Origin of the sequence: Bacillus tequilensis KCTC 13622, assembly GCF_000507145.1 — a bacterium.
GTDB classification, from domain to species: domain Bacteria; phylum Bacillota; class Bacilli; order Bacillales; family Bacillaceae; genus Bacillus; species Bacillus tequilensis.
The window spans coordinates 239,273-256,494 of the sequence record NZ_AYTO01000034.1 but is presented as its reverse complement, the minus strand read 5'-3'; the positions used below and the strand labels follow the sequence as shown (position 1 = coordinate 256,494).

At 43.6% G+C, this 17,222-nt stretch carries 24 protein-coding genes and 2 pseudogenes; 6 read left to right on the top strand and 20 right to left on the bottom strand.

The features are described from left to right. Nucleotides 1-41: 41 nt before the first annotated feature. Nucleotides 42-1,148: a GPR endopeptidase gene (gpr, locus tag V756_RS0112795; RefSeq protein ID WP_024714993.1), complete on the bottom strand. Its 1,107-nt coding sequence runs from the start codon at nucleotides 1,146-1,148 to the stop codon at nucleotides 42-44. 203 nt (nucleotides 1,149-1,351) lie between these two features. On the opposite strand from gpr, the gene rpsT reads away from it, so the two are divergent. Then, entirely contained in the window at nucleotides 1,352-1,618 is a 267-nt protein-coding gene (gene rpsT, locus V756_RS0112790; protein WP_003229989.1) for a 30S ribosomal protein S20, read from the top strand. Between the two features lie 14 nt (nucleotides 1,619-1,632). On the opposite strand, the gene holA is transcribed toward rpsT, so the two are convergent. Then, nucleotides 1,633-2,676 carry a DNA polymerase III subunit delta gene (holA, locus tag V756_RS0112785; protein WP_024714992.1) on the bottom strand — a complete coding sequence of 348 codons (1,044 nt, stop codon included), beginning with the start codon at nucleotides 2,674-2,676 and terminating at the stop codon, nucleotides 1,633-1,635. Nucleotides 2,677-2,715: 39 nt separating this feature from the next. Then, entirely contained in the window at nucleotides 2,716-2,865 is a 150-nt protein-coding gene (locus tag V756_RS1000000123925; protein ID WP_129508201.1) for a hypothetical protein, read from the bottom strand. A gap of 40 nt (nucleotides 2,866-2,905) precedes the next feature. Here V756_RS1000000123925 and V756_RS0112780 point away from each other — a divergent pair, with 40 nt between their 5' ends. Beyond that, nucleotides 2,906-3,040, top strand: a complete 135-nt coding sequence (locus V756_RS0112780) for a YqzM family protein (RefSeq protein WP_003229983.1) — start codon at nucleotides 2,906-2,908, stop codon at nucleotides 3,038-3,040. 40 nt (nucleotides 3,041-3,080) lie between these two features. Here V756_RS0112780 and V756_RS0112775 read toward each other — a convergent pair whose 3' ends face one another. The 3 genes from V756_RS0112775 to V756_RS0112765 form a co-directional block, all read right to left on the bottom strand. Continuing rightward, on the bottom strand, nucleotides 3,081-5,411 hold the full coding sequence (locus tag V756_RS0112775; RefSeq protein WP_024714991.1) for a DNA internalization-related competence protein ComEC/Rec2: 2,331 nt from the start codon (nucleotides 5,409-5,411) through the stop codon (nucleotides 3,081-3,083). A gap of 2 nt (nucleotides 5,412-5,413) precedes the next feature. Then, complete coding sequence (locus tag V756_RS0112770; RefSeq protein WP_024714990.1) at nucleotides 5,414-5,983, bottom strand: ComE operon protein 2; 570 nt, start codon at nucleotides 5,981-5,983, stop codon at nucleotides 5,414-5,416. A 67-nt stretch (nucleotides 5,984-6,050) separates the two neighbouring features. Next, entirely contained in the window at nucleotides 6,051-6,668 is a 618-nt protein-coding gene (locus V756_RS0112765) for a helix-hairpin-helix domain-containing protein (RefSeq protein WP_024714989.1), read from the bottom strand. An 83-nt stretch (nucleotides 6,669-6,751) separates the two neighbouring features. Here V756_RS0112765 and comER point away from each other — a divergent pair, with 83 nt between their 5' ends. After that, nucleotides 6,752-7,573: a late competence protein ComER gene (comER, locus tag V756_RS0112760; RefSeq protein ID WP_024714988.1), complete on the top strand. Its 822-nt coding sequence runs from the start codon at nucleotides 6,752-6,754 to the stop codon at nucleotides 7,571-7,573. Between the two features lie 65 nt (nucleotides 7,574-7,638). On the opposite strand, the gene V756_RS0112755 is transcribed toward comER, so the two are convergent. The 8 genes from V756_RS0112755 to V756_RS0112720 are packed head-to-tail and all read right to left on the bottom strand — an operon-like array spanning nucleotide 7,639 to nucleotide 12,651. Next, a complete protein-coding gene (locus V756_RS0112755) occupies nucleotides 7,639-8,382 on the bottom strand; it encodes a class I SAM-dependent DNA methyltransferase (RefSeq protein ID WP_024714987.1) in 744 nt (247 codons plus the stop codon). Next, a complete protein-coding gene (gene rsfS / locus V756_RS0112750; protein ID WP_010335011.1) occupies nucleotides 8,379-8,735 on the bottom strand; it encodes a ribosome silencing factor in 357 nt (118 codons plus the stop codon). The genes V756_RS0112755 and rsfS overlap by 4 nt, the downstream gene beginning before the upstream one ends. A 17-nt stretch (nucleotides 8,736-8,752) precedes the next feature. Next, nucleotides 8,753-9,313, bottom strand: coding sequence for a bis(5'-nucleosyl)-tetraphosphatase (symmetrical) YqeK (gene yqeK, locus V756_RS0112745; RefSeq protein ID WP_024714986.1), 561 nt, complete (start codon nucleotides 9,311-9,313; stop codon nucleotides 8,753-8,755). Continuing rightward, nucleotides 9,303-9,872, bottom strand: a complete 570-nt coding sequence (locus tag V756_RS0112740; protein WP_024714985.1) for a nicotinate-nucleotide adenylyltransferase — start codon at nucleotides 9,870-9,872, stop codon at nucleotides 9,303-9,305. The genes yqeK and V756_RS0112740 overlap by 11 nt, the downstream gene beginning before the upstream one ends. Before the next feature lie 11 nt (nucleotides 9,873-9,883). Beyond that, nucleotides 9,884-10,174 (bottom strand): ribosome assembly RNA-binding protein YhbY, encoded by a 291-nt coding sequence (yhbY, locus tag V756_RS0112735; protein ID WP_024714984.1) that lies wholly within the window; start codon nucleotides 10,172-10,174, stop codon nucleotides 9,884-9,886. Next, the gene (aroE, locus tag V756_RS0112730) at nucleotides 10,168-11,010 is read right to left on the bottom strand and encodes a shikimate dehydrogenase (RefSeq protein ID WP_024714983.1); all 843 of its coding nucleotides are present in this window, start codon (nucleotides 11,008-11,010) and stop codon (nucleotides 10,168-10,170) included. Before aroE ends, yhbY begins: the two co-directional genes overlap by 7 nt. Nucleotides 11,011-11,028: 18 nt before the next feature. Continuing rightward, nucleotides 11,029-12,129, bottom strand: coding sequence for a ribosome biogenesis GTPase YqeH (yqeH, locus tag V756_RS0112725; RefSeq protein WP_024714982.1), 1,101 nt, complete (start codon nucleotides 12,127-12,129; stop codon nucleotides 11,029-11,031). Between the two features lie 3 nt (nucleotides 12,130-12,132). Then, nucleotides 12,133-12,651: a YqeG family HAD IIIA-type phosphatase gene (locus V756_RS0112720; protein ID WP_003226126.1), complete on the bottom strand. Its 519-nt coding sequence runs from the start codon at nucleotides 12,649-12,651 to the stop codon at nucleotides 12,133-12,135. 361 nt (nucleotides 12,652-13,012) lie between these two features. On the opposite strand from V756_RS0112720, the gene V756_RS0112715 reads away from it, so the two are divergent. Beyond that, nucleotides 13,013-13,153, top strand: coding sequence for a sporulation histidine kinase inhibitor Sda (locus V756_RS0112715; protein ID WP_003226124.1), 141 nt, complete (start codon nucleotides 13,013-13,015; stop codon nucleotides 13,151-13,153). A gap of 139 nt (nucleotides 13,154-13,292) precedes the next feature. Here V756_RS0112715 and V756_RS1000000124465 read toward each other — a convergent pair whose 3' ends face one another. From V756_RS1000000124465 to V756_RS1000000123515, 3 genes and pseudogenes are all read right to left on the bottom strand, one after another. Then, the gene (locus tag V756_RS1000000124465) at nucleotides 13,293-13,427 is read right to left on the bottom strand and encodes a hypothetical protein (RefSeq protein WP_255210031.1); all 135 of its coding nucleotides are present in this window, start codon (nucleotides 13,425-13,427) and stop codon (nucleotides 13,293-13,295) included. A gap of 75 nt (nucleotides 13,428-13,502) precedes the next feature. Beyond that, a complete protein-coding gene (locus tag V756_RS0112705) occupies nucleotides 13,503-14,234 on the bottom strand; it encodes an SGNH/GDSL hydrolase family protein (protein ID WP_024714981.1) in 732 nt (243 codons plus the stop codon). A 257-nt stretch (nucleotides 14,235-14,491) separates the two neighbouring features. Further along, nucleotides 14,492-14,712: pseudogene (locus V756_RS1000000123515) on the bottom strand (peptidoglycan-binding domain-containing protein); the annotation flags it as partial. Nucleotides 14,713-14,865: 153 nt separating this feature from the next. Here V756_RS1000000123515 and V756_RS0112700 point away from each other — a divergent pair. Next, nucleotides 14,866-15,492, top strand: coding sequence for a TVP38/TMEM64 family protein (locus V756_RS0112700; RefSeq protein ID WP_024714980.1), 627 nt, complete (start codon nucleotides 14,866-14,868; stop codon nucleotides 15,490-15,492). Nucleotides 15,493-15,508: 16 nt separating this feature from the next. On the opposite strand, the pseudogene V756_RS1000000123080 reads toward V756_RS0112700, so the two are convergent. Continuing rightward, nucleotides 15,509-15,803, bottom strand: a pseudogene (locus V756_RS1000000123080) (phosphogluconate dehydrogenase (NAD(+)-dependent, decarboxylating)); the annotation flags it as partial. Between the two features lie 115 nt (nucleotides 15,804-15,918). Here V756_RS1000000123080 and V756_RS0112695 point away from each other — a divergent pair. After that, nucleotides 15,919-16,641, top strand: a complete 723-nt coding sequence (locus V756_RS0112695; RefSeq protein ID WP_032682099.1) for a YqeB family protein — start codon at nucleotides 15,919-15,921, stop codon at nucleotides 16,639-16,641. Nucleotides 16,642-16,672: 31 nt separating this feature from the next. Here V756_RS0112695 and nucB read toward each other — a convergent pair whose 3' ends face one another. Both nucB and V756_RS1000000124460 read right to left on the bottom strand, forming a co-directional pair. Further along, nucleotides 16,673-17,083 carry a sporulation-specific Dnase NucB gene (nucB, locus tag V756_RS0112690; protein ID WP_024714978.1) on the bottom strand — a complete coding sequence of 137 codons (411 nt, stop codon included), beginning with the start codon at nucleotides 17,081-17,083 and terminating at the stop codon, nucleotides 16,673-16,675. Further along, entirely contained in the window at nucleotides 17,080-17,211 is a 132-nt protein-coding gene (locus tag V756_RS1000000124460) for a hypothetical protein (protein ID WP_255210030.1), read from the bottom strand. Before V756_RS1000000124460 ends, nucB begins: the two co-directional genes overlap by 4 nt. Between the last annotated feature and the right edge of the window lie 11 nt (nucleotides 17,212-17,222).

The window sequence follows — 17,222 nt, the reverse complement described above, 5'->3', positions numbered from 1 at the left end:
TAGTAATTACTCTATGAACAAGCTAGAGGAAGTAGAACTGTTTAGTGATTGTAGGAGCCTTTGTTTTCTTGTGACACTTTTTCATGGAGCGCTGTGTTTAATCCATTCGCCAGCACATTTGCCATATCATCGATAAAAGAGTCCACTTCCTTTGGCGTCACCATTAAGTTATGACCCAAAGGTGAAAGCACCTCGTGAATGAGCTGCCGTTTCTCATCTTCTTGAAGGGTTCCGACAATACCGAGGAACGATTGGCGCTCCTTTTGATCTGGAAGATCTTCTTCAGTGAGCACTTTCTTTTTCCCAAACGTCATACCAGCCGGAACAAGTGATCTTGACGGCCTGTTATCTTTCATTTCTCTGCCAAAATGTTTTAATATGTAGTCTACCGTATCGCTGGCAATTGTCACAGCATCAACAACTGTCGGAACTCCGATTGCGATTACAGGGACGCCGAGTGTGTCTTTGCTTAAATCTTTTCGTTTGTTTCCCACTCCTGATCCCGGGTGAATGCCTGTATCAGATATTTGAATGGTTGTGTTGACCCTTTCCACCGCCCGCGCCGCCAATGCATCAATGGCAATGACAAAATCAGGCTTCGATTGCTCAATCACGCCTTTAATAATGTCGCTTGTTTCGATTCCTGTAATCCCCATCACACCAGGTGCAAACGCACTGACAGGCCTGTACCCCTCCTGCACGTTTTCCGGCTGCAGCTTAAATAAGTGCCTTGTGACCAACAGATTTTCTACAGCCATCGGTCCCAGCGCATCAGGTGTCACGTTCCAGTTGCCAAGTCCGACGATCAGACAGCTCGCATCTTTTGAGATCTTAAGGCTTTCAAGAAAAGCCGAGAATTCCTCCGCAAACACAGCAGATACCTTTTCCTGCATTTCCGAATCATTTTCTCTGATCCCTTGCGCCTCAAGAGTTAAATAGCGTCCTTCTTTTTTTCCCGAGAGTTCCGCGCCTTCCTTTGTAATATCAACGGTGCGGATTTTAATGCCGCCGCGATCACGCTCTTTTTCAATAAATCCTTTAATATCTTTTGTCGGCACAGCCTGCTGATTGGCCATTGCTTCCTTTGTTTCCACTGCCAAATCGGTACGTATCAAATACTGATTCACATCCAGCTCACTCTTTTTCATACAGGGGCCTCCTTCACATTAAGTACCTATATTGTTGCCATTTGCTGAATAAATCATGCTAAAAAGTAATCCTTCAATGAAAAATACTTTACATTTATATTGCAATCTAAAGATGTGTTTGATAGAATACAATTTGTTCTATTGTGAAGAAGATTTAACCTTAAGACACTGTGCTACAGGTTGTATCTTAGGAGGTGAAACACATGCCAAACATCAAATCAGCGATTAAACGTACAAAAACAAACAACGAACGCCGCGTTCATAACGCGACAATCAAATCTGCTATGCGTACTGCAATCAAACAAGTTGAAGCTTCTGTTGCTAACAACGAAGCTGACAAAGCGAAAACTGCTCTTACTGAAGCAGCTAAACGTATTGATAAAGCAGTGAAAACAGGTCTTGTACACAAAAATACCGCAGCTCGATACAAATCAAGACTAGCGAAAAAAGTGAACGGACTTTCTGCATAATATAAAAACGATCCTCAATAATGGGGATCGTTTTTTTCATTTCTTTTTAACAGCTGCAAAAGAAACAGTTCGAGCAGGAGCTGCTTGTCCTTTTTTCCGGTCTTCATCTCATAATCCATAACGGCAAGCTGTTCAATAATTGACCGGAGCTCAGCCTCTGAAAAAAGCCTTGCTTGATCCATCGCCAGCTTTACCCGAAATGGGTGTACTTTTAAATTAGAAGCAATTTGCTTTTGCCCGTATCCTTGTTCTGCGAAGTACTTTGTCTGCAGAATCAGCCGGAACTGGTTCGAAATAAGCGCCATAATTTTGATCGGTTCTTCATTTTGTTTGAGCAAATCATAAAAAATTTGCAGACTCTCCGTCCGTTTCCGGTTGACGATTTTATTGATCAGCTCAAAAATATTTTGTTCAAGACTTCTCGCAACAAGCATTTTTACATCATCCAGCGTAATTTCTTCACGGTCTCCAATAAACGTACAGAGCTTTTGAATTTCCTGAAAAATTGATGACAGATGGCCGTTCACAAGCAGAACCAAATGTTCCGCCGCTTCAGTCCCGATTGTTTTCTGCTCGGATTTTGCCAGATTGACTGTAAAATCTGTCGTCTCCTTTGCGTTTAACTCCTTCGCCTCCATCATAAACGCGTGCTTCTTTAACGCTTTCGTCAGCTTTTTCCGCTCATCCAGCTTTTCATACGGGGCAAGCAGGACAAAGACTGTGTAAGGCGCAGGCGATTGTATGTATGACTCAAGCGCACTGACGTTGTGCTCAACTTTTTCTTTTTTCTTTTCACCTGTTAAAAAATATGGATTTTTCACGATGACAAGACGGCGCTCCCCCATAAACGGAAACGTTTCCGCATCTTCAATCGCTTGATCCAGCGGGTCCTCTTCAAGATCAAAAACGGATAGGTTGAAATCCTTTGTCTCCTGATCAATGACCGTCTGCCTAATCCTGCTGACGGTTTCTTGGAGCAGATACGTCTCTTTTCCGTATAAACAATAAACCGGATGGACATCTCCTTTTTTTAGGCTTTTCCACACATCAAATACCATTATTGTACGACTTCCTCTCTTTCAACATCCCCTTCTATCCTAAATTGAGTTTGCAAAATAGTAAAGAGGAAGCCTGACTGCTGCTTCCCCATTTATATTAAACGCCAATTCGCAAGCCCCCGGGACAGCTTGTAAAAAGGCGATAATCACCAGAACAGAAAACGTTACCTTAGCTTCTAGATTTTTCAAAACGATTCGATTATACTTAAATCAGTCAGGAGGGATAAGGTTGAATGATTTTGAAAAAAACGTTCAAAGCAAACGAAATGATGCTGTAGATTCAGCTGTTGGTTTTGTTGTGTCCTTCGGATTTTTCGCCTTCTTGTTTGTCATGGCAACAGTTATTCACCTAGTTGGTTCCTAACAGCGACTGCCCGGGCTGCTGATTTCTCGGCAGTCTTTTTTTAGTTCGTCTCTGTTATATCTGATGTATCATATGGGGGATAGACAGAAAAGGTTCCAACTCTGTTTTTATATCTATATTGGAGCGTTCCGCTTTGATCCGTGCGCAGCACGCGGATGGAATGTCTCTGTAATATTTGCAGAACTTCTTGATGGGGGTGATGGTACCGATTGTTTTCTCCCGCTGAGATAACGGCCGTTTTTGGCCGGAGCTGTTTGATGAACTCTTCACCGGTAGAGCCTTTGCTTCCATGGTGACCCACCTTTAACACGTCTGCTGTTATATTCGGAAACACGTTCATTACCTCCTGCTCTCCTTCCTTCTCAAGATCACCCGTCAATATCCAGCTCATATCGCCCGTTTTCATCCACAAAACGAGAGAAGAATTATTTTTGTTTTCCGGATCAGGTGTGTCCGGTGAAAGCACTTGAAACTGCAAATTCTTTATTTGCAATACATCGCCTCTTATCACCTCTTCAATTGGCACGCCCTCTTCTCTGGCTGCCCGCAGCACTTTCTCGTCTTTTGGTTCAGAAACGAACCCTTTCGGAATCACGAGGCGCTTCACTTTATGATGCCTCAGCAGAGTCTCTGCCTCTCCAATGTGGTCTTGGTCAGCATGCGTCAAAATCAAAGCATCAAGCTGTTTGATTCCCTTAGCAGTTAAAAACGGAATCAGCACCTTTTCCCCCAGTGAAAACGGATGTTGTTTTTCGCGCCAAGGCTCTGACGAGTAAGACAAAGTGCCGCCAGTATCAATTAAGACGTGCCCTTGCTGATGCGGAGCACCTACATACATGCTGTCCCCCTGCCCAATATCAATCATATCGACTTCCCCTTCGGAACTAAGCCGCGGATAAACAAAGAGAAGACAAAGCGCCGCGAAGCACATACCGCCAGTTACCATCAGGTGCGTGAAGGAGCGTTTTTCAATCGCCATAAGCAATAGGATCATTGTGACTGTGAATAAAAAGAGCAGAGCGGGTTCGGGACGTGCAAGAATAACTGTAAATACATCAATCTCCGCAATTTTTGTAATCAGTCTGTTGGTCAAGCTCATCAAAAAATCAAACCAGCTGAAGAACAATCGGCCAGCCGAAGCGGATAGGAGTAATAGAAAAACACCAGATACAGCCCCCGGCAAAATAACACATGTATAAAATGGAACCATCAACAAGTTCATCGGTATGCTGATTATAGAAAACTGCTGGAAATGATATAGAAGAATAGGAAGTGAGCCCAATTGAGCGATCAGAGATACCATTGACAGCTGACCCAGGGAGGTTTTGAGCTGGAGAAAAAGAGAAGAAGAAAGAATTAAAGAGAAACTGACGGCGAATGACAGCTGGAAACCGGCTTCAAAGAGATGGTAAGGATTGAAGAGCAATAGAACAAGGTATGAAAGACAGATTGCACCAGCTGAATGCACCCGCCATTTAACGAGACTTCCCGCTAAATAAACACCCGACATCAGAGCGGCGCGAAGCACTGAAGGAGCTGCGCCTGTCAGCATCACATAAAGCGGCAGAAATAACAGCAGCAAGATTGACGCCTTTTCTCTTGTGATGCCTAGACGGATCATGATATAAAACATCCCGGCTGTCAAAATGCCGACATGAAGTCCCGAAATCGCCAAGAGATGGACGACACCAAGCTTTTGATAAGCATTAAGCACATCGTCCTCAACATAAAATCTGTCGCCCACTGTAAGAGCCTGTACGATCCCTGCCGAGTCGGGGGGCAGCGATTCATTTGTGAATGATACGATGTATTTTCTCAAACTGAGCAGCCTATATTTGAAATTTACAGGTCCGCTGCAGTTATGGACAGATGTGACAGAATAGTTCCAGTGAATATGCTGCCTGTACAGATAGTCGTGATAATCAAATATGCCAGGCACAGTTGCGTGTTTAGGCACTTCCAATGCACCAGTTAATTCACATGTCATTCCTGGTTCTATGTATGACAGCTGATCTTTTTCATCAGCAGACTGAATGCGATACGAAGCAGCCCATTTTTCGCCATCAGGCGTCTTAACAACCATAGACATACGGTCGCCATCGATTTTAGGAATACTATCAATCACTGCCTTGAAATGATAGGTGCCCTGCTGATATGAAGAGGCATTCCGAGAATCTGTGAGCGTATACAGTGCAAAAAACAATAGAAAAGAGAAGAAACAAACAAAAATGAGAAAAGCGTGTCTCGTTTTGATGAAAATGATGAGGAGAAAGAGGAAGAAAAGAATAACAGCGGAGAAATAAACGGCGGCAGAAATTCCAGCCGTTGCTGAAGCTGCCGCCAGAGGCAATAACAAACGCGAATTACGCATTCTCACACGTAGCTCGTGAATAGTGTATTCGCTTGTTCATGTATTTTCTTCAAATCTTCCTCTGCCAGACCGGCATCCGCCAGTTTTTCTAAAAGGCCTGCTACAAATGAAAGCTTTTCCCTGTTTTTCAGATCAACGATCATTTCATCGAGTTCAACCTGTTCAACGGTAACACCCGCCTGTTCAAATAATTCCTGTGCATACGGATTTGTTTTATAGTCCTCAGCATAATAAACTGTTTTGATACCCGCTTGAATAATAGATTTGCAGCATTGAATGCAAGGATAATGCGTCACATAAATCTCCGCTCCATCAGTCGGCACCCCGAACTTAGAGCATTGAAGAATCGCATTCATTTCAGCGTGAATCGTTCTTGCGCAATGATCATCTATTAGTAAGCATCCTTCGTCTGCACAATGTACGCCGCCCGCGATTGACCCGTTATAGCCTCCTGCAATCATGCGTTTATCTCTGACTATAGTAGCGCCGACAGATAGTCTAGGACAGGTGCTGCGCAGCGCCAGTAAATGGCTTTGAGCCATAAAATATTGATTCCATGAAATTCGTTCCACGTGTGTTCCCTCCAAATGTTGTGTTGCCTGACCTTTAGTTTACCTATCATGATGCATGACCGTCAAATCACTTTACTGTAATGGAAGACTTTATTTTCTCAAACGACTTTTCGCCTATTCCTGAAACCTTCATAATATCTTCTATTGTCTGGAAACGCCCGTTTTCTTCCCGATAGGCAACAATAGCTTCAGCTTTGGATGGCCCGACCCCTGAGATATCTTGTAATTCCTCTATAGTTGCTGTATTGATATTGACCAGCGCTCCCTCCCCTCCACCGCTTTTGACAGCAACCCCGGCTCCTTGCTGCGCCGCTTTCTCCTCTCCCTTTTTCGGAATATACACAACTGTCCCGTCCTGCAGCAGCTCTGCCAAATTCACTTGCAGTTCGTCTGCTTGTTCACTTGTCCCTCCTGCTTTCTCAATTGCCTGAGATACTCTGTCCCCTGTTCGCATTTCATAAACACCGGGACGCTGAACAGCACCTTTGATGTCAATCACAATTGTTTCCTTTGACTCGTCTTTGGCCGCCTCCTGCTTTACGTCTGGATTTGCTGTTTCAGTTGATACAGCGTGTTCCACCAACTCTTTGTTTTTTCCGATGGCATAGAAGAAAATAATCGTTATGACAACAGCCGCAGAAGCAGTTAAAATAATTACTGTCTTATGCTGATTCAACCAATTCATCGCGCATATTCCCCGCTTTCGTCATATTTTATTTCTATCTCACATATGGTTTAGAGGATAATAGCTCAAAGGAGGGGAAACCATTGAAGATAGGCTTTATCGGCACAGGAAATATGGGTACGATCCTTATAGAAGCATTTATCGAATCACAAGCAGCCGATCCCTCAAATATGACAATCACAAACCGCACAATTGAAAAAGCGTTACAGATAAAAAACCGCTATAACAGCATAAACGTAACAGAAAGTCTGGAAAAGCTTGTTTCTGAAAACGAGATGATTTTCATTTGTGTTAAGCCGCTCGATATATATCCTTTACTGGCAAGAGCGTTGCCTCATTTACGAAAGGATCATATTCTCATTTCTATTACAAGCCCGGTTCAAACCGAACAGCTCGAAGAGTATGTGCCGTGTCAAGTGGCGCGAGTGATCCCAAGTATTACGAACAGGGCGCTGGCAGGCGTTTCTCTCGTCACATTCGGTGCAAGCTGCGGAGAAGCTGCAAAAGCAAAAATCAATGAGCTGATGGGGCATATCTCTCACCCTCTGCAAATTGAAAGTGACATCACGAGGGTCGCATCAGATATCGTAAGCTGCGGTCCCGCGTTTATGAGCTATTTGATTCAGCGGTTCATAGATGCAGCTGTTTCAGAAACATCAGTGTCTAAACAGGATGCTATCGTGATGTGTAAGGAGATGCTTGTCGGAATGGGGAAACTGCTAGAAACCGAATTGTATACCCTGCCCGCGTTACAGGAAAAGGTTTGCGTTAAAGGCGGTGTGACAGGAGAAGGCATTAAAGCATTGGAAAGCGGTGTACAGGATATGTTTCACCGGGTTTTTCAAAATACGCATATGAAATATGAAGAGGATATTTCCGCAGTGAAGAAGCAGTTTCATGTGTAGATGAGTATGCCATACTTTTATCTGTCCTGCAAAAGCATAAAAAAACATTTTAAAAAACCATCGTTTTAGGAAACGATGGTTTTTGACTTCTGCGCCTTGAAAAATAGGCGTTCTGATTGACCTGATGGCTCTGAATCCGTAAAATCAGCTGTCACATGGTGCAGCTGAAAGCCGCAGCTCTTCAGCATTTCTTCGTATTCATCCACAGGGAACGTTCTTTGCTCGTGGGTTTCATCAAAGCGGTCATACGCTTCTCCGTTCCACACAAAAAAGGACATATCATGAATGACAGAAAGCTCTTCACTTCCGGCAAAGCTCTGCCAAATATAGCTGATATCTTCGTCCTGGTCAGCAAATGTGCTATCCGGAAAGACTTCGGCCATTTTATAAGATGAATGAACATCAAACAGCAAAATGCCTTCAGGCTTCAACACCCGAAATACACTTTTAAAGGTTTCGATCACATCATTTTTCGTTTTTACATAATTTAATGAGTCACAGCATATCGCAACAGCGTCAAACTGGCCGTCAAAGCCGCTAAGTTCCCGCATATCCTGCTGAAGAAAAAGAATCGGCTGGTTACTTGAGACCTTTTGCTGTGCATAAGAAAGCATTTCCTCACTGAGATCGATGCCCGTAACCTCGAAGCCTTTTTCGGCAAGGCGGATTGAGATTTCACCCGTGCCGCATGCCAGATCGAGGATACGGCCTTTTTCCGGGAGAGATTCTTCAATCCACTTTGTCCATTGATCGTAAGGCGCGTGTGACATTAACTCGTCATACACGCTTGCAAAGCCTTGGTAAATCATTGGTTCATTCCAAGCTCAAGATCTGCGAGCGGAGCGTCTCCCCACAGCTTTTCAAGGTTGTAGTAGCTTCTTTCGTCCTTGTGGAAGACATGCGCAATCACATCACCAAGGTCAACGAGCACCCATCTCGCTTCATCGAAGCCTTCCATCTTTTTCACTTCAATGCCGTTTTCTTCAGCCTGATCCTTGATTTCCCGTGCAATCGCCTGCACTTGTTTATCTGAATTCCCGTGGCAGATCAGAAAATAATCAGCAACCAGAGAAATACCTTCCATATCCAGTGCTAAAATATCTTCTGCCCGTTTATCATCGCAAGCTGCAGCCGCGATCTTTAAAATGGACTTTTGGTTCATTCACAAATTCCTCCTGTTCAGTTGCCAGACACAAGCCAGTTATACGTTAAAAATGTGTCTGGGAAAACCGGTTGATTTTTTTTCATAAGAAAAACCATTGTATTTTTGATGGATTGAATCAGCGCTTGATTCAAATCTGTCTCAGCAAGCTCACGCACCTCATCGACACCGGGGAATGCCCGGTTGGGCTCAATGTAATCGGCAACGTAAATCACTTTTTCTAAAAGTGTCATACCAGGCCGTCCAGAGGTATGGTACCTGATAGCGTCAAGAATGTCTTCATCTTGGACCCCCGCTTCCCTTTGGACCAAATAAGCGCCGACTGGAGCGTGCCACAGCTCCGGATTATGATCCAATAAATGCGAAGGCATTTTTTCGCGTGCGATAATTTGTTTCATTTCTTCTTTTGGGCGGAATTTGGCGTAATCATGAAAGATTGCCGCTGTTTCCGCTTTTTTAGAGTCGGCTCCAAAACGCTCCGCAAGTTCGATCGCCGTGTTCATCACGCCAATCGTGTGGATATACCGGTGTTCGGTCAATTGCTGCTTAACGCAGGCAAGTGCCTCCTCACGATTCATATAAACCATTCTCCTCTACATACTTCTTCACTTTATCAGGGATTAAGTAGTCAGTGGGCTTCTTGCTTTTAAATCGTTCCCTTATCATAGTTGATGATACCTCAAATTCCGGAACGTCTGCAAAGAGAAGCGGATAAGGGGTTTCAACATGAAAACCGGGGCGCTTTACACCAATAAATTGAATGAGATTCATCAGCTCGTCCAGCTTATACCATTTCGGCAAATATTCAATCATATCAGCACCGATAATAAAGAACAGCTGATCATTCGGATAACGCTGCTTCAGTAAAGAAACAGTATCAAAGGTATATGAAGGCCCTTCTCTTTCCATCTCAGCCAACTCTAGCTTAAAGGAGGGATTAGACTGAATGGCAAGCTTCAGCATTTCTATACGATGAAAGCTGTCCGTATAGTCTTCGTCCTGTTTATGCGGCGGAATTTGATTGGGCATAAACCAAATTTCATCAAGCCCCGCCTGATACAGCACCTCATTCGCCATTAAGAGGTGACCGTTATGAGGAGGATCAAACGTTCCTCCAAAAATTCCGATTTTCTTCATTTCAACCACCTTTAAGGAAGCTCGATTTGTTTATTTTCCTTTGATTCCTTATATAACACAATCGTATTGCCGATAGTCTGCACCAATTGAGCGCGGCTTCCTTTTACTAGAGCTTCCGCAACATCGTTTTTATCCTCTTCGCAATTCTGAAGCACGCTGACTTTAATCAGCTCTCTAGCTTCAAGCGCCTCAGCAATTTGCTTAATCATGTTGTCGTTTACTCCGCCTTTTCCTACTTGAAAAATCGGTGTTAAATGATGCGCCTTTGAACGCAAAAAACGTTTTTGTTTACCAGTTAACATTCTGTTCCTCCTAATTTTCCTATTACAATTGATCTCATTTTTTCAATATCGGGCTCTTGTCCAGTCCACAATTGGAAGGACAATGCTGCCTGTTCAACAAACATGCCCACTCCATCGAGTGTTTTCAGGCCTTTTTGGTTTGCTTCTTTTAACAGAGCCGTCTGAATTGGATTATACACGATATCGCATACGACGGCACTGCGGGCTGCGCGCTGTAATGAAAGCGGTGCGTCGTCCACGTTCGGATGCATGCCTACAGACGTTGTATGGATAATAACATCATAACGCTCAAGCCGCTCTTCCGCTTCTTTTATGCTTAACACTTCTTTATTGTGAAATGAGGGAGTGAATTCTGTAAGCTGTTTGGCTTTTTCCAGCGTCCGGTTGCAAATGTCAAACTTTTTCGGAGTGTGACGGGCAATTGTTGTGAAAATGGCTCTTGCTGCTCCGCCTGCGCCGATCATTAAAAAAGACAGTTCAGGGATGGGCTTGTCCAATACCTTCATTAATGACTTCACAAAGCCTTCCCCGTCGGTATTGTATCCGACAAGCTTGTCCCCCTCTCTTCTGACCGTGTTTACGGCACCGATCACTTTTGCGCTCTCATCAATATGATCCAGGTAATCCATAATGGAAACCTTATGCGGCACCGTCACATTGATTCCTTGTATGCCAAGTGCTTTTATTCCTTTTACCGCATCTTCCAGATCACCCTCTTCTATTTTGAAGGCGTGGTAATGTCCGTCCAAACCGAGGTCTTTCAATGATGCGTTATGAATATTAGGTGACATAGAATGGCCAATCGGATTGCCGATAACCCCGTACAGCTTTTTCATACCCCTCTCCCCTTTTCATTAAATTAGTGAGCGCCGAACAAATACGTGAACGCCTTTTGGCGCGTAAGCCGTTACTTTTTTATCGGTGTCATGCACTGTTACCCAGCCTAATCCAGAGAAAACGATATCTGTCTTTTTATCTTTGATCGTAAACGTATGGGCAACCAACTCCGGAAACTCATCCATTTCGTCTTTTCCCGGAGGTGTGAGCAATTCCCCTGCATGCTTTTCATAAAGCGCGTCTGCATTTTCCAGCTTTGTTCTATGAATCATCAGCTCATTCGGCATATAGCAAATAAAAGGAGCTCTATCCCCTGATACATAATCAAACCTTGCAAGTCCGCCGAAATATAGTGTTTGCTGATCGTTAAGCTGGAATGTGCGCGGCTTCAGCTCCTTTTTAGGCGAAAGTATTTTTAAGTCCTTTTTATTAACATAATGCGCCATTTGATGATGATTGATAATACCCGGTGTGTCATAAAGCGCTGAGCCATCGTCAAGCGGAATTTCAATCGCGTCAAGGGTTGTGCCTGGAAATTGGGATGTCGTAATAATATCTTCTTCACCTGACACTTCTTTAATAATCCGGTTAATAAAGGTTGACTTCCCTACATTGGTACAACCGACAACATAGACGTCTTTGCCGTTGCGATAATGCTCAATCGCATCAATCACTTCTTTGATCCCCTGACCGCGGCCGGCACTGACCAAAAATACGTCAACCGGTTTTAAGCCAAGCTCCTTCGCTTCACGCTTCATCCATTGGATCAGACGCTCTCTTTTGAGTGACTTAGGCAAAATATCGGCTTTATTGCCAACCAATAGAATAGGGTTTCCTCCTACCAAACGCTGCAGCCCATTGATCCAGCTGCCGTTAAAATCAAAAATATCAACAATTTTAACAACGAGAGAATCCGTCTCCCCAATACCGTGCAGGATGTTTAAAAAATCATCATCCGTTAAGGAAACGTCTTGTATTTCATTATAGTTTTTCAGTCTGAAGCAGCGCTGGCAAATCACATTTTCTTTCGTAAGCGATGCAGGCGGCGCGTATCCCAGACCTGTTTTGTCTTCGGTTTGGATGGCAACTCCGCATCCGATACAAACAACCTTTTCCATTTCTTACTCCTCCCACTGAATGTGCCCTTTTCGTTTAAGAGCACTCAGTATTCTGCGTTCGACCTGGCGGTTAAAACGCGTAATGAATCCGTCAGAGGAAGCGACAGGCACCACCAAAATTGTATGGTAGCCGTTTCGGTTTCCTCCGAGCACGTCGGTCAGCAGCTGGTCTCCAATGACAACGCAGTCCTCTTTTTTCAGCTCCATATTGCGCACCGCTCTGTTAAAGGCTTTGCCCATCGGTTTTCTCGCTTTATAGATGAATGGGATTCCGAGCGGTTCTGAGAAAAGTTTTACTCTTCTTTCATTATTATTAGAGACAATCGTCACTTTAATGCCGTGCTCCTTCATTTCTTCAAACCACTCGATCAAACGCGGCGTCGCGTTCGGTCTGTCCCACTCAACAAGCGTATTATCCAGGTCAGTAATAATTCCTTTTACATTTCGTTCTTTTAATTTCTCAGGTGTAATATGAAAAATATTTTTTACAAATTCGTCAGGTAAAAAAAACTTTTTTAACAAAACCCGCACCCTTCCCTTTTCTTTCTCTTTCAAATGATTGTCGAAAAAAATCGAACTTGCGATTAAAGAAAAACTGAGCAAAAAAATTTCGACAAAAATTGGGTTTCTTCACCAGGTGTGGATAAAATTACACACACTATCCACTCTTATTACATCACTCTTTAGACAAATTATAAACATGATACTCACAAGTTATCCACTTTTTGGTGTGGATAACAGAACGATTGTTCTTATATGGAATTCATGGTAGATTAAAGATAACTTCAGCCTCAGATAAACGCAACTTACCAATGTATGCATAAAAGTCATGAATGATTCCAACTTTTAAGGAGGTGCCTCTCCCATTAATTGGGTTCCTAGCATGAGAAAACTGTCTGATGAATTACTCATAGAATCTTATTTCAAAGCCACCGAAATGAATTTAAACCGCGACTTTATCGAATTAATTGAAAACGAAATAAAAAGAAGATCGCTCGGACATATTATTTCCGTATCTTCTTAATAGGAATTTGTCTATTTTTTCCGGGCGTATTTTCCTTTTTTTACTCAGATGACTGATATTATATCACTTCGGTTACGGGCTTTACTACTGTTTTCAGCAAAAAACACCCCTAAAAAGAGGTGTTTTAAAGGGCTGGTTACTATGCTAACCAATATATGCCGCCCACAACCAGGAGAACAACAACTAAAACAACGATAAAAGCGTATCCATATGCTCTGCCAACTCCATATGGCCAGCTGCCGAAAGGGTACGAATAGGAATAACCGCTGCACATGGTGAAGCGCCTCCTTATATAAGGTTTTATACAGCCTATGTAGAAGAAATAAAACGGTTTAGGCCTTTGTCCGCCTCAGCGCTTCAGAACCTGCCCATCTTGTATCGCTTCATATACGATCCTTGCTCCTTTAGGTGTCATATGATTGCCTGAAGGATCTATCAGACCGGATTGAATTAGCGCTTCATCAGTTGCTTTTCCCCCGTCTGCTTCTATAAAATGCTTCCAGTTATCTACAAGAGGGACATCAAGCCGCTTCGACACATCTCTTGTAATATCGTTATATGAGTTGTGCCATTTCCTCGCCCCGCCTTTCGGTTCAAAGGCAGCTGCTTTATATCTGGAATAGTAAAACAAATGGTGCTTCCCGTTTCCTTCAATAATTGGGATACACGTCATTAAAATTGGCTTGATCCCGTATTTTCTGCTTTCTTTAATAAAATAAACCAGATTTTCTCTAAAACGCTGCTTCGACACTCTCGGTTTCCCCTCAGTCAGGATTGCGGCGTCATTGGTGCCAAACATAATAAACAAATGCTTCGGTTTTTGATCCAGCACATCTGTCTGAAACCGCAGACGTGCATCCTCTGTCGTCTGTCCGCCGATCCCCGCATTGAGTATTTCAAGCTTTCCGCGTTCAGCTGTTTTTAATATATTAACCCACTGCTGTGATTTTGGATAATCGCGATAATCCCAATTAGAGCCTCGCGTATTGCTGTCACCAAATGCTACAACATCTTCGTATCCCCTTCCCTCGCATCCTGCTGTAACGAACAGCAGAAGGAAGAGAATGAAAACATGCTTCATCTTTACACCCCCAAAAGCCTCACCTTAATGTTATACCTCTGGTTTCCTTCATTCAACGAAGAGTTTTTTCATTTGCCGCTGTTTTTTCCTAAAGTTAACGTGTCCCTCTCAGTCAAAATCATTCTGCTATTCTTTCGGCATATCAGGTGATTTTTTTAAAATTCCCTTCTTCTCAATTGAAAAAACCCGCAAACCAATGTGAAAGAGTATAACCTGAATCCGACTGGAAACAGGTTATCCCTTCCCCAAATATTCACCTTAAACTTTGATTTAAGCTTGGCCTTTGTTTTGGGTTCGCAGATCCTGTCTCGAGTTAATCCGCGAATGAGCTGAAAACGCTTGACGGTATTCGCCGTTTTCGGTCCGTAAACTCCGTCTATTCCATGATTTTCAGCTCCCCAATCAGGGTGAAAATAAAGCGCAGCTGCAGGACTTTTGTGCCCTTTCGATAAGGCAGAGTAAGTTTGATAATCCTTGACTATTAAGGGCTATTTTACAAGATATAAAAGAATTGTGTCTCCAGCCCAAATACGATTTTCAGTTGAAGCGCTGAAATAACAGCAGTTATACTAACTCTAGATGACGGAGGTTTTGGCTCCTGACATCACCTAAGTTGGGAGTGACCATAGAAGTGTTAAAAAAGATACTAGGTATCGCCGTGATCATTACGATCATTGCGGTTGGTTTTTTTCAGAAAGAAGCTTGGCTTGATGCGATCAAAGCAGGAGGGATGCTTTCTGTTTTATTCAGTATGCTGCTGATTGCCGCGGATGTCTTTTTCCCCATTGTGCCGTTTGCTTTGGTTGCCGCTTTAAATGGCGCTGTGTTCGGAATGGCAAATGGAATTTGGATTACACTGACCGGCTCAATGCTTGGTACAATGATGCTTTTTTTTCTTGCCAGGTACAGTTTTAGAAATTGGACCAGAAAAAAAGTTGAGGCCTATCCTGCCATTCAAAGCTACGAGGCTTCCTTCCATAAAAATGATTTTGCCGCAGTTTTATTAGGACGGCTCATTCCGGTCATTCCTTCTCTTGTAATGAATGTGATATGCGGACTGAGTCAGGTTCGCTGGCATGTTTTTTTCCTCGCGTCTTTCATAGGAAAAATCCCTAATATTGTCGTTGTCACGATTGCGGGTGCCAATTTTGCCAGCAATAAATTACTGTCTTTCAGCATTTACGGAGCCTATATTCTGATCATTATGCTGATCATTTACAAAAAGTTCCCACATCTGCTGAAAATGCAAAAAAAGTAAGGAGGCGATTCGCCCCTTACTTTTTTTCTGTCGCATGGCCTCCACATTCATTTTGAAGCACAGCGACAGCCTTTCCTGTAAACGTACCGTCTATTAAAGAGCGGTATGGCGATCACGGGAGTTGCCGTCTGCAGATCGAGCGCTGTTTCCTCCGTCCATTTCCCTTCATCTGAGGAATGCCTTTGCTCTGATCCAGTTTCACACCTTTAGAGAAAGCGCCCCATAAGCCAAGAGCGAATGGCAGAGCCATGATTCCACAGTCTCGCAACCTTTTCGTCGTCAAAATCAAATTGGCTGTTTTCAAGCATTCTCCCATCATCGATTCTGAGAATCTTTTTATAAAACCATTAACTTATCCTTGATTCTCCAACTTATTAAGCTAAAATATGGGAAGAGAAATAGAATATTTCAGTAAAAGAAGGTGACATGTTGCACGATCAATCTCACACTACCATTGGAGTTACGAAAACCGCTGTATATTTTTTATACGCCATACTTGCAATCATTGGACTTACAATCGGATATTTTATCCCTCAGTTTGCGAAATGGGCGTTATCTCTTCCATGGATACCTTTTGAAGGACTGCTCCGGCTGGTCACCTCTTTTCACGGATCACCAGCTGCATTTATCACTGCGCTGCTCGGCATGTCTGCGGGGTTATGGTTCGCCCATACTGTTATGGCAATGCTGCTGTCTGTAAAAATTACAGATGACACAGTCGAATTAATTAAAGGAAAGAACGTGCAAACGATTCGTTCCGCCGACATTGCTCTTGTGTTTATCGATCACAAACGGCTTGTCCTCTTGGGAACAGCCGGATATGAATTGGTACGGGAAGAAATTGATGAAAAACCTGGAAAAGTCGAGAAAGCCTTTAGACAGCATCATTACGAATGGGCAGCAGATGGTGATCCGTTTAAAGATCAATTTCGCAGGTGGATACCTGATGCACCAGACCTCTCGCCGGGCGCCCATGCGTTGTTGAAAGCTCGTCACAAAGCGCTGAAAGGCGAGGAAACAGACGATGTGGAAGAATTCCGTCTCGAACTTGCACAGCTGGGCATCGTTGTCCGAGACGAAGGAACACGCCAGTATTGGCGAAAAGCAGCAACCTATCAGCCGAACATTCAGCACCGCGAAGGATCATAGCAACAGAGGCTCAAGAAAGAGCCTCTTCTTATTACTGCACAATAAACAGCACTCTGGTGCCATCAGGATAACCGCTCATTTGATTCCCTACCCACGATCCGGCCCCGCGATTGTCTGAAGGCGTCACATATCGGACGTCAGCCCCTGCCCCGCCTTCCTCACAAACCGCCATCGGCCACTCATCCCGATCAAAACCCGGCTTCGTCGGAATGCCTTTTAATGATTCCTCCCGCCTTTTGTCCGCCCCGTCCCTGTCAATGGTGCAAATGTCAGAATGCCCATCTGCAATCGCATCTCTAATATGATCTCCCGTTTCCGGATAACGAGCCAGCGGAAAATACAGCACTTTGTCATACAAAGAAGCCGCTTTGATCGGCTGCGGTGTCACTAAACAAAGCAACACTGCCGCAGCAAGAAACAGGCCTGCCAGCCATTTTTTCATTCCCATCCCCCCATATATTTGTTCATTTCAATGTATGGGGGGATGGCAAAGATTATTTTTAAAATTTGAAGCTGGCCTGCCGCCACAAAAGCCAAACTCCCCTGCGAGAAATTTCCCGGTACAGACACAGACAGCCTCC